14 protein-coding genes are annotated in these 12,104 nt (G+C 31.3%); 10 read left to right on the top strand and 4 right to left on the bottom strand.

Annotated elements, in window-relative coordinates:
* The coding region (locus QZ260_RS03535; protein WP_295982796.1) for a lamin tail domain-containing protein at nt 1-1,065 on the bottom strand (1,065 nt) is incomplete at its 3' end.
* 816 nt (nt 1,066-1,881) lie between these two features.
* Here QZ260_RS03535 and QZ260_RS03530 point away from each other — a divergent pair.
* From QZ260_RS03530 to QZ260_RS03485, 10 genes are all read left to right on the top strand, one after another.
* On the top strand, nt 1,882-3,336 hold the full coding sequence (locus tag QZ260_RS03530) for an arginine decarboxylase (RefSeq protein ID WP_295982794.1): 1,455 nt from the start codon (nt 1,882-1,884) through the stop codon (nt 3,334-3,336).
* A 1-nt stretch (nt 3,337) separates the two neighbouring features.
* Entirely contained in the window at nt 3,338-4,276 is a 939-nt protein-coding gene (speB, locus tag QZ260_RS03525; RefSeq protein ID WP_295982792.1) for an agmatinase, read from the top strand.
* A gap of 23 nt (nt 4,277-4,299) precedes the next feature.
* Nucleotides 4,300-5,070 (top strand): RMD1 family protein, encoded by a 771-nt coding sequence (locus tag QZ260_RS03520; RefSeq protein ID WP_295982789.1) that lies wholly within the window; start codon nt 4,300-4,302, stop codon nt 5,068-5,070.
* Nucleotides 5,071-5,072: 2 nt separating this feature from the next.
* A complete protein-coding gene (locus tag QZ260_RS03515) occupies nt 5,073-6,041 on the top strand; it encodes a deoxyhypusine synthase family protein (RefSeq protein WP_295982787.1) in 969 nt (322 codons plus the stop codon).
* A 10-nt stretch (nt 6,042-6,051) separates the two neighbouring features.
* On the top strand, nt 6,052-6,327 hold the full coding sequence (locus QZ260_RS03510) for a hypothetical protein (protein ID WP_295982785.1): 276 nt from the start codon (nt 6,052-6,054) through the stop codon (nt 6,325-6,327).
* Between the two features lie 15 nt (nt 6,328-6,342).
* Nucleotides 6,343-6,756: an NUDIX hydrolase gene (locus QZ260_RS03505; RefSeq protein ID WP_295982783.1), complete on the top strand. Its 414-nt coding sequence runs from the start codon at nt 6,343-6,345 to the stop codon at nt 6,754-6,756.
* 56 nt (nt 6,757-6,812) lie between these two features.
* The gene (locus QZ260_RS03500; protein ID WP_295982782.1) at nt 6,813-7,226 is read left to right on the top strand and encodes a VOC family protein; all 414 of its coding nucleotides are present in this window, start codon (nt 6,813-6,815) and stop codon (nt 7,224-7,226) included.
* A gap of 808 nt (nt 7,227-8,034) precedes the next feature.
* Nucleotides 8,035-8,319 (top strand): DUF3817 domain-containing protein, encoded by a 285-nt coding sequence (locus QZ260_RS03495; protein ID WP_295982781.1) that lies wholly within the window; start codon nt 8,035-8,037, stop codon nt 8,317-8,319.
* A 3-nt stretch (nt 8,320-8,322) separates the two neighbouring features.
* Nucleotides 8,323-9,567 (top strand): mechanosensitive ion channel domain-containing protein, encoded by a 1,245-nt coding sequence (locus tag QZ260_RS03490; protein ID WP_295982778.1) that lies wholly within the window; start codon nt 8,323-8,325, stop codon nt 9,565-9,567.
* Between the two features lie 3 nt (nt 9,568-9,570).
* Nucleotides 9,571-9,981, top strand: a complete 411-nt coding sequence (locus QZ260_RS03485; RefSeq protein WP_295982776.1) for a glyoxalase — start codon at nt 9,571-9,573, stop codon at nt 9,979-9,981.
* On the opposite strand, the gene QZ260_RS03480 is transcribed toward QZ260_RS03485, so the two are convergent.
* From QZ260_RS03480 to hisIE, 3 genes are read right to left on the bottom strand one after another with little or no spacing between them, the layout of a single operon-like run.
* Nucleotides 9,971-10,639, bottom strand: coding sequence for a DUF2461 domain-containing protein (locus QZ260_RS03480; RefSeq protein ID WP_295982774.1), 669 nt, complete (start codon nt 10,637-10,639; stop codon nt 9,971-9,973). The genes QZ260_RS03485 and QZ260_RS03480 overlap by 11 nt on opposite strands.
* A gap of 3 nt (nt 10,640-10,642) precedes the next feature.
* A complete protein-coding gene (locus QZ260_RS03475) occupies nt 10,643-11,434 on the bottom strand; it encodes a tRNA pseudouridine(38-40) synthase TruA (RefSeq protein WP_295982771.1) in 792 nt (263 codons plus the stop codon).
* Between the two features lie 36 nt (nt 11,435-11,470).
* Nucleotides 11,471-12,061 carry a bifunctional phosphoribosyl-AMP cyclohydrolase/phosphoribosyl-ATP diphosphatase HisIE gene (gene hisIE / locus QZ260_RS03470; protein WP_295982797.1) on the bottom strand — a complete coding sequence of 197 codons (591 nt, stop codon included), beginning with the start codon at nt 12,059-12,061 and terminating at the stop codon, nt 11,471-11,473.
* Between the last annotated feature and the right edge of the window lie 43 nt (nt 12,062-12,104).

The raw sequence follows: 12,104 nt of genomic DNA, 5'->3' as shown, positions 1-12,104 counted from the left end.
ATTCTCATAACCTGGTGTAGTTTCTAAATAACTTACAACTTCTCCAGAACTTATGGAAGTACCAATAGAAGTGTTTATGGGAAGATTCTCTGCAGTTATTTGATTCACAATAGTACCAGAAGCATTTGTTAAAATTAATGTCTCTATACTTGATGATATTTTAAAATTTGTATGAAAATTTGTAGTATTTAGATTTAAAATTTCAGGTGGTTCTATTCCAGTATTATTCGGAGTTGTAAAAACTGTAGATAAGAAAGGTATGATGGTAAAATCTGACGAATTTGCACTGATATTGTGCGCTTGAATGCTTAATATATTTTCACCTTCATTTAAATATGAACTGAAATCTGTTATTAGGAATCTTTCAGGTTTTCCTCCTGTATATATTTGAGCTTCATGATCTGTAATAGTACCAGAATTATAAGCTGGTGGTGTACCAATAATATTAGCTCTAGCAACCTCATTTCCATTTATATAGACAACAAAAGCATCATCATAATCTAAATCTAAAATTAATGAAGAAATAGAAGATAAATTATTAATTGTAAACGCTTTTCTAAGATATATAGATTGTGTTCCATTGGGAATAATAGTAGCATCATCTCCATCATTATAGCCAAAACCAGAGATACCAGAAGACCAATTTGAATCATCAAAACTAGAAGTATTCCAATTAGAATTTGGTTCTGAAGTAGGAATTAAATATTTAAATTCATCTCCTTGATTGATCAATGTTCTAGAGTATTTAATTTCTTTACGGTTTTTTGAGGAAGCCCATAAAAGTAAATATTCATTAGGCGTTAGTGTAATATTAGGAAACGTCCATTGTGTAAGGTCATTTATATCATCAGATAAAAACCAACCATTTATTGAAACATCTTGATTGCCATAATTATGAATTTCTAACCAATCAGGCATATCACCATCTTCATCTGTATAATCAGTATTAGAGGAAACTATTTCACTTATTCTTACAGTTTGAGCGGTTAAATCATAACTATTATATGTAAAATACACGAATAAAAAAAGTAGTGCACTATTCTTAAATTTATCTTTTTTTAGCATTTATCTCTTATTTAATATCTATTAATATTAGATTTAATCTTTTTATAGATTGTTTATTTTAAGTTACCTAAATTAAATACTTTAAGCCATACTCCACAAAAAATCTCCAATACATAAACTATACAAAACCATATTTTTCTCTTTTTATGATAAAAAATAGTTTTCTTTTTATTTTTTCTGTTTCTAGTACTAATCATCGTATAGAAATAGAATGTTTTTGATATATTTAATTATTGCTACACAGTAGCAACAGATATTAAAATTGTTCTAAATACTTTTAATTATGAATCATCCATAGGATAATTCATAATTAAAAATGTTCTATAATGTTCTGCGTTATGTAACTTGAGCTTTGGCTAAAAGCGAAAATTGTTACTACAGTTTCTTTAAAAAAATTATTCCCAAATGTTTCTTTAAAAATGTAATGTAACACTTTTTATGCGACGACGTAGGAGGGAAGAATAATATGTGTGAAATGGAAATGATAAAAAAAAATAAAAAACAGTGAAATATTAAATTTTTGTATTTAATTTGTTTCACTAAAGCTTTAATCATAGGAGCTTTTAGCTGAACAAATTGAAACATGTTTATAAGTTCGGTCTTTTGAAAATTAGGAAGTCATATTCAAAAGAAGCTTACTGGGTAAGTAACCGAAATTTAAAGCTAACTTCCGTAGTAAAAAATATATCTACACTGTATAAATTGTGTTTTGTCCCCAAAATGCAATATCAAATTATGATTTGATTTTAAGTTATTAATTCTTTTTAGGAAAGCTTTCCTGCTTTCATGTTTTAATAACTTCTTATCACATTTATAATGAATACAAAATATATTGATTTAGTCAATCAAACTTTTGATTTTCCTCAAGAAGAATTTCTTCTTGACAAAGACCACTTACGCTTTCATGATATAGACCTAAATAAATTGGTTGAAACTTATGGTGCACCTTTAAAATTTACATACTTACCTAAAATTTCCGATAATATAAATAATTCAAAGGTATGGTTTAAGAACGCCATTAAGAAGCATAGCTATAATGGGAATTATAACTATTGCTATTGTACAAAAAGCTCGCATTTTAAGCATGTTTTAAATGAAGCTTTGAAAAATGACATACATATTGAAACCTCTTCGGCTTTTGATATAGATATTGTTGAATCTCTAAAAAGTGAGGGCAAAATAAATGACAATACATTTGTTATCAGTAATGGTTTCAAGCGTGCTCAATACATCACAAATATTGCGAGGTTAATCAATAATGGTCATCAAAATTGCATTCCAATTATTGACAACTACGAAGAAATAGATTTACTCTCAAATGAAATACATGAAAACTATAATATAGGCATTCGTATAGCCTCGGAAGAAGAGCCAAAATTTGAATTTTATACTTCTCGATTAGGAATAGGTTACAAAAACATTGTGCCTTTTTACAACAAACAAATTAAAGACAATCCTAAAGTAGAACTTAAAATGCTTCATTTCTTTATTAACACAGGTATTAGAGATAATGCTTACTATTGGAATGAGCTTTTAAAATGTCTAAAAGTTTATACAAGTTTAAAAAAAATATGTCCTTCACTAAACAGTTTGAATATTGGAGGAGGATTCCCTATTAAAAATTCATTAGCATTTGATTTTGATTATGAATACATCATAGATGAAATAATCAATCAAATTAAGCTATCCTGTGAAGAGGAAGGTGTAGATGTGCCTAATATTTTTACAGAGTTTGGGAGTTTTACAGTTGGAGAAAGTGGTGGAGTAATTTATGAAGTGCTGTATCAAAAGCAACAAAACGATAGAGAAAAATGGAATATGATTAATTCGTCTTTTATCACAACCCTTCCAGATACTTGGGCAATTAACAAACGTTTCATCATGTTGCCAATAAACCGTTGGAATGATTCTTATGAGCGTGTTTTACTCGGAGGATTAACTTGTGACAGTGATGATTATTATAACAGTGAACAACACATGAACGCTATCTATTTACCAAAATACAATAAAGATAAACCCTTATATATTGGCTTTTTTAATACTGGAGCTTATCAAGAAACCATTGGAGGTTATGGGGGCTTGCAACACTGTTTAATTCCTGCTCCCAAACATGTTATAATTGATAAAAATGAACACGGTATTATTACAACACGATTATTTAGAGAACAACAAAAAAGTGAGGAATTGCTTGAAATTTTAGGCTATGATAAAAAGCCTGAAACTAATACGATACAAAATTTAAATACTGAATTTCAATTAGCACACAAATAAAATGGATATTAAAACTTATGCTGGAATACCAGAAGAATTTGCAAAATTAGAAAACGCGAAAATTGTATTAATACCTGTCCCTTATGATGGAACAAGCACATGGCAAAAAGGGGCTGATAAAGGACCAAAAGCCTTTTTAGAAGCTTCTGAAAACATGGAACTTTACGATATTGAGACTGGTTCAGAAGTTTATAAACAAGGTGTTTACTTAACCGATGCTGTTACTGAAAATACCTCTCCAGAAAGTATGGTGGATGCAGTACATGAAGTCACAAAAAAATACATTAAGAAAAATAAGTTTGTAACCATTTTTGGAGGAGAGCATTCTATATCTATTGGTACTATTAGAGCATTTAATGAGATGTTTCCAAACTTAACAGTATTGCATATAGATGCACATGCAGATTTAAGAAAAAGTTATGAAGGTAGCTCATGCAATCATGCTTGCGCTGTTTATGAAGCAAGTCAGAATACCAATTTAATTCAAGTAGGTATTCGTTCTATAGACATAAAAGAGAAATCTGTTATGAATTTAGACAAAACTTATTTTGCTCACGATATGGCAATAGATGATTCTTGGATGGATTCAGCAATTGACCAAATGACAGATAATGTATTCATTACATTCGATTTAGATGCTTTCGACCCTTCAATATTACCAAGCACAGGTACACCAGAACCAGGTGGTTTACTTTGGTATGAAACTATAGACTTTCTTAAGCAAGTATTTGCAAAAAAAAATGTTATTGGTTTTGATATTGTTGAGTTATGCCCTAATGAAATAGATAAATCTTCAGATTTTCTTGCTGCAAAACTGTATTACAAAATGTTAAGTTATAAGTTTCAAAATGAGACTATTGAAGACGAATTTGATAGTACATTTAATGATAAACCAAAAACTAATAATTTTTCAAAATTTAATGAAGACGTTGATTATTAGTCTAATTATTATCTGTTTTAATAATGGAATATAAAGTTGTTGCATATCATATTGAAAATCATATCGATTTGAAAAAATTTCGATCTAATTGTGAGCTTTCAATATTAAGAAGAGAGCACTCTTTTTTGTTATATAGTATTGCAAAAGAGTCTTTTATGTATGTGAAAGACTATGGAAGTATTGTGTTTTTAAATTGTGAAAAGGGTTTTATAGATAGTATTTTATCAACTTTTCTAGAAATAGAATTTTCATTAGAATTTTCTCCAAAAGAAGAGTATATCATAGAAATAGGGGATTCTACTGAAGTTGATTTTGGAAAAATTCAAGTTGACAATCTTTCTAAAGATGTAGCACATATTATCATGCTCAATTTAGGTCAATCGGTAGCATTAAAGCATTATTTAAATAAAACCGAAAATTTGCATGAGAGTACTCTTATTTACGCAAAACAGTTAGAAAACACTGGTAATATTAAACTTTCAAAAAAACAGATGCGTATTTATATCGGAAAAACGATGAATCTTAAAAATAGTATCGCAGAAAATTTATTCATATTCGACTCTTCAGATTTGGCATGGTCAAATGAAGAGCTATCGAAATTAGATTATCAAATAAAAGATGAGTTAGATATAGTAAAACGTCATCACGGATTACAATTCTACCTAAATGTTATAAAAGAAAATTTAGACCTATTTAAAGATATTTTGCAACATAGATATAGTAGCATGTTAGAATGGATTATTATTATTTTAATCCTTTTTGAAGTTATTCAAGTTATAATCGAAAAAATTTAAAAATGAACAAACCAATAACAGAATTTATAGAAACATATTATTTGCATTTCAATGCGGCTACAGTTGTAGACGCAGCTAAATCTTATGAAGAGCAATTAGATAAAGGTTCAAAGATGTTAGTGTCTTTGGCAGGAGCAATGAGTACAGCAGAAATAGGAAAGATTTTTGCTAAAATGATACGACAAGATAAAGTGCAAATTATTTCTTGTACAGGAGCAAATTTAGAAGAGGATATTATGAATTTGGTTGCACATTCTCATTATAAACGTATTCCTAACTATAGAGACTTAACGCCAGAAGAAGAATGGGATTTATTAGAACAAGGCCTTAACCGTGTTACTGATACCTGTATCCCAGAAGAAGAAGCGTTTAGAAGATTACAACAACATATTTATAAAATATGGAAGGATGCAGATGATAAAGGAGAACGTTATCTACCACATGAGTACATGTATAAAATGTTATTATCTGGAGTCTTAGAAGAATACTACGAAATAGATTTAAAAGATTCATGGATGTATGCAGCAGCAGAAAAGAATCTACCTATAATTTGTCCAGGGTGGGAAGATAGTACTATGGGAAATATTTTTGCAAGTTATGTCCTAAAAGGAGAGCTTAAAGCCAGTACTATGAAATCTGGAATTGAGTATATGACCTTTCTTGCAGATTGGTATTCTGATAATTCGGATAATGGTATAGGATTCTTTCAAATAGGAGGTGGAATAGCAGGAGATTTTCCAATATGTGTCGTTCCAATGCTATATCAAGATATGGAGCGAACAGACACTCCTTTTTGGAGTTATTTCTGCCAAATAAGTGATTCTACTACAAGTTATGGTTCGTATTCAGGAGCAGTTCCGAATGAAAAAATAACTTGGGGAAAATTAGATATTAATACACCAAAATTTATAATAGAGAGTGATGCTACGATCGTTGCTCCGTTAATCTTTGCCTATTTGTTAGGCATGTAACTCTAAAAAAATGATACGTAAAATTGTAGATTATCAAAAGTTAAATGAAGACATTTTAAATCTATTAGTGGATAAATTTCCTGACGGATATTCTGATAAGGATATAATTGCGTTTAGAAATGCGCAAAATGAATACATAGAGGCTGTTGAAGTAAGAACCGAAGACACAGCATATTTAGTAAAAGTTGGAAAAAGATTAGTTCAAGCTATGGAAGAACATGAAGAAGAAGATGATGATTCTACTGATGATGGTGTGGATATTGATATTTTAAATGAATTAGATTAAGCTAAAGAATTAATCATGTTTAGTAAAATTGATAAATCTAGACTTATTGCCATAAAGAATGACAAAATTCTTGTTCTTGAAAAAATAGGTGAGAAGAAAAAGTATTCACTTGCTGGTGGTGTGAAAAAGAAAAAAGAAACAGATATTCAATCATTAATAAGAGAAACTTTTGAGGAAATAGGGTTAAAGCTCAAAAAGAAAGAATTGACTTATTTTCTATCAAGGAAGAATAATAACACTAAAAAAAAAGAAATCTATAAGCATTATTTTATAACAAATACTTCAATAAAAAATATTGAAGTATTAGAACCTCATAAGTTTAAAAAAGTGCTGTGGGTTTCTTGGTATGATGCACTTGAATACCTGGATAAAGACGACCGAAGTGCAATAACATTATATTTTGACCAGTTTAGAAAACAAGTAAATTAATACAAGATTTTTTTATTTGAATAAAGATTACTTATAACCAATTAAAGCAAATTAATATGGAAACTTTATTTCACTTATCATTACCATGCACAAATGCTGAAGAAACCAAAACGTTTTATATTGAAACCGTTGGTGCAGTTTTAGGAAGGCATTCTAATAACTGGGTAGATATTAACTTATTTGGACATCAAATAACCTTTACCCAAGCAGCTAAATTTAATTTTAATAGCCCTAACTATGTGTTTGAGGGAAAAATTCTTCCTACTTTTCATTTTGGGATTATTCTAAATGTAGAAGAATGGGGTAGAATGTATTCTAAACTTAATGAACTGAATTTAGAATTAGTAACACAAGCAACTTTTCTAAAAAATAAATCTGGAGAACATTTATCATTTTTTGTTAAAGACCCAAATGGATATATGTTGGAATTTAAAAGTTTTAAACAACCACAAGAGGTTTTTAAAATTTAGTCTCAAATACATAAAGGTTTTTATTATGTAAAATAGAATCTCCATGTTAAACTTGGCCTCATAAAATTTTGTTTAAACAATAGGTGAAATGAGTGTGCATATTTTAGGCTATACAAATACAATTATCCTGTGGATGATTGTATTAGGATACAATACTTTACTAAAACCTTGTTTCAAATCGTATTTAACTAAAAATGTACTTTGGGTACATTTTCTTAACGCTAAATAGTCTAAAATATAGCGAATGAACCGTTAATTGTTTCCAAAATTATATGCAGCCATGAATTTTTGTTTCTTTTGTTTCAAGACATTATTTTGAAGAATTGATTGAGAATCAATTTTTAAAATACTTAATAATGAAACATTAAAAAAAGGATTATTTGAAGTTCTAAATATAACAAGTGCATAGAATTTTATTTTTCTTAAAATTTATGCTCTTGTGGCAAGCTCACGAGAATCGTCTAAATTTTTTTATTGTGTACATTTTATCGAATACGCGATTTTTAATAAGAGTAAAAAGGTTAGCTTTTATTTTGGCGTTGGCAAGCGATGGATAATTACTCGCGTTATTTCTATTTAATATTTTGGAGCTCGTGAATGCTACGCATTTGAGTTATAAAACAATCGAGCGCTTGGTAGCGGCAATTTTACATAATGACAAATTATAGCTATCAAATGGATAAACCTTTCTTACTAACTAAACAATACATTTGTACTATAATTTATATTATGTAAAATAGAATATTTCAACTTCCAATGCCCTCTATTCAGTTTAGTTCACTAATTTTGTAGCATACAAATAAAGCCAATGAAAACTCTTACCATATTCCGTGTCATCGCCTTTTTAGAAGGCTTGTCGTATATTCTATTACTATTTGTTGGCGTGCCTTTAAAGTATCTTAATGGCGACGTGACACTTGTTAAAATGCTCGGCATGCCGCATGGGTTTCTATTTATGGCGTATATCGCATTTGTGATCGTATTACGATTCGATCATAAATGGTTTAAAAAACATTTTATTTTAATTGCCTTAGCGTCTATCATTCCTTTTGGAACGTTTATCGTCGAATACAAACTCAGAAAAACAGCCTAAACAATGGAACATATTATCGATTTGATCGTTCAGTTATTAACTTCATGGGGGCTATCCGAAAACATCGCTTCATTTCTAAGTATTTCTGGTTTGTTTATACTTCTAACAATCCTTATTTATATTGTTGATGTTGTTTTAAAGAAAATTATTCGGGCAACGTTTACAAAGATTGCAAATAAATCTAAAACGGATTTTGATGATATCATGCTCGAAAATAGAGTTCCTGGTAGCATTGCTCAAATAGTCCCTTATATCCTAACCTATAATCTCATTCCTAGTTTATTTAATGGGTTCGAGAATGGGAAAGAATTTTGTGAGAAAACCATTTTATTAGTTGGAATAGGCCTTACAATTTGGGGCGTAAGAAATGTCCTCAACTCTTTAAAAATATATTTCAAAACCCTTAGTTTCCTTAAAGATAAACCTGTAGATAGTTATATTCAGGTCTTTATGATTTTTGTATGGATGACCGGAATTTTTGGAACTGTCGCTATAATCACCGGAATTTCATTTTTTAAATTTATTGCGGGATTAGGAACCGTTTCGGCCATTATTATTTTGGTGTTTAGAGATACTATTCTTGGGTTTGTGGCCAGTATACAGGTGTCTATTAATGACATGGTTCGTATTGGAGACTGGATTACCTTAGAGAAATTTGGTGCCGATGGCGATGTCATTGAAATTAATTTAGCAACGGTAAAAGTTCAAAATTTTGACAACACCATCACCACCATCCCCACCTATGCCCTGATCTCCGACTCCTTTAAAAACTGGCGCGGAATGGACGAATCGAACGGAAGACGTATTAAGCGTTCTTTGAACATTCGGATGGAGAGTGTTAAAAACTTGAGTCAGGATGATATTCTAAAAATGTCTAAAATTCAACTTATATCCGATTATATTTTACAACGCTCTCAGGACATCAAGACCTATAACGAAAATCATACGATTGATAAATCGCTACTAATTAATGGACGAAATCTAACCAATATTGGCGTTTTTAGAAAATACATGGAAACATTTATTGAACAACATTCGGCGATCAATAAAGACATGATGATTATGGTGCGACAGTTACAACCTACAGCGCAAGGGCTACCCATTGAAATTTATGCCTTTAGTAGTGATAAACGTTGGAAAAACTATGAATTTATTATTGCAGACATTTTTGATCATATGATAGCATCTGTAAATGATTTTGATCTAAAAATTGCGGAATCGCCTCTTTTTCCAGCCTCTAAAAAATAAGCCATGAGTTTAAGAGATTCGAGTTTAAAATCCCTTCGACCTGACGTCATAACAGGAACGGTTAAAACGGAAATGTCATCCGAAGAATATTTTCAAAATTCCATTTTACGACCGATTATAAAGTTTCAAAATGATCTGTTAATCGCCGTATTTTTGAATTATTGTAAAACCTACAAAAACGTGTTTTTTGATTTGTCGGTTGAGAAAAAAATCATGTATATCGATACTGCGATTGTAAAAAATACCGCTTTTAGAAACAGCCTAAAAGACCTCATTATTGGTCTGTTTTCGGTCGAAGAATATTCCCAGTACATTGAAAATGCATCCGCCTTAAATAAACGAATGACCGGCATTATTAAAGAACGTTTAATTAGCCATGTTCAGGTACTCTCAGAAGCCCGCCCTACAACGTAGATTCGCCATTCAAATTGGTGGTTAATACCGAGCTCATATAATCAAAATAAGGTCTGATCACTTTAAAACTCTCAACGATTTGATGTTCAAAGTCTTTGGATAATACGGCTTTATCAGAATATTTTCGCACAAAAATAAACTGTTTTTTACGAATCAAATCAATGTTTGGATCTTGCTTGTCAAACCCTCTTGGAGCCGATTTCAATTCATCCCCTTGAACCGTCCCCCAAACCGCTTTAAATGCAGGTGTATCCATCAACGCTCGGATATCTTCCGAATCCATTTCAAACTCTTTACGGATTCTCAAAAGGTCTTCTTTACTAGGATCCCAAAAACCAGTGGCAATAAAACTTTCGTTTTCGGGGGCAAGATGTAAGTAATAACCCCCTCTTAATTCTGGTTTCGTCCGATGAAAGCTCCCCCCAAAATGGGTTTTGTAAGGTAATTTATTCTTTGAAAAACGAACATCTCTATAAATTCGAAATACTTTAAATGTATCAATCGAATCAAACTGATTTAGTTGCTCAGATAACTGACTATAAAATTGTTTCACGTCCAATTCAATTTCCTTAAAACTCGCTTTATGGTCATGAAACCAATCGCGGTTATTGTTTTTTTGCAATTTTTTTAGAAAACTAAATACATCTTTGGAGATCATAACTTATGGTTTTTTAAATTCTATTTTATGTAAAATCAAGCCCGATGCTGGTGCAATATAATCCATGACAAACTCACTTTCAGATTTCAAACTGTCTTTAATATACTCCAAATCGATTTCGCCCCGTCCTAATTTGATCAAAGCCCCCATCATCAATCGAATTTGATGCCGTCCAAACCCTTTTCCAATCACTTTTAAAACATAACTTTTTTTAGGAAAAAAACTGGCCGTGTACAGTGTGTTCTCAATCAGCTCACAACCGATCAATTCTCGATCATAAACGCCTTCATTCGTAGGTTTATAACAATAGGTTTTATAATTGTTTTTACCTTCAAACAACAGTGCCCCTTCTTTCATTAAATCGATATCCAACGGCTCTAAAATAGTGGTCAGTATCGGTGCTGCAAACGGATGAAACTTTTCGCCCTGTGCAAATACATAATGGTATTCTTTTAATTTTGAATCCTGAATGATATTAAATTTCGCATCCACTTCTTCAATGCTCAACGCTCTAATATCTTGTGGAAGGTTTTGATTAAACGTTCCCATAAATTCGACTAAATCCTGTAAGGGTTGTCCATCTAAAAACAATTCAAAAGCAGCCTCACTCGCAGAGACCATGGCATCCGTTCGCCCCGCTCCGAGTGTTTTAAAAGATTGTTCTCCCAGTATAAATTTTAGGGTGCGATCAATCATCAGATGCACAGTTTTGGTGTTGGGTTGTTTTTGCCAACCATGAAACCGGTAGCCTAAAAACTGAACTTTGACTAAATAAAAATAGCGTTTTTGCAACATGACTACAAGGTCGGTATTTTAAAAAGAGTTACAAAATTAATGTCTCGATTTCAAAACCTCAATAACCGAATCGAGCTTAAAGCCTTTTGCTTGCAATAAAATTAAGTAATGAAATAATAAATCGGCACTTTCATTTAAAAACAAATCATCGTTTGCATCTTTCGCTTCAATCACCACTTCAACGGCCTCCTCGCCTACTTTTTGAGCAATTTTATTGATGCCTTTTTCAAATAATTCGGACACATAAGACGTTTCAGCGGAAGCATTTTCTCTTCGATCGGAAATAATGGATTCTAATTCTGATAAAAACCCATACGATTCGGCGTTAGTCGCCCCCCAACAGCTATCCGTTCCTTTATGGCAGGTTGGGCCTTCTGGAGTTGCCTGAATGAGTAAGGTGTCGTTATCACAATCATTCTTCAAACTGTTTAAGGTTAAAAAATGACCACTCTCCTCCCCTTTTGTCCAAAGGCGCTGCTTGCTTCGACTAAAGAAAGTTACCTTATTAGTTTCCAGAGTTTTGGAAACCGCTTCAGCATTCATATACCCGAGCATTAAAACGGTTTTGGTTGTCGAATCTTGAATAATTGCTGGGATTAATCCGGCACTGTTATACTTGATGTCCATTAGAGTCGTATGTTTATTTGTTTTGATTGTAATTCTTGTTTTA

It is taken from the genome of uncultured Algibacter sp., assembly GCF_905480415.1.
In the GTDB taxonomy this organism is placed as follows: domain Bacteria; phylum Bacteroidota; class Bacteroidia; order Flavobacteriales; family Flavobacteriaceae; genus Algibacter_B.
Note: the sequence above shows the minus strand (reverse complement) of the source record. Positions and strands in the feature narration are given on the sequence as shown.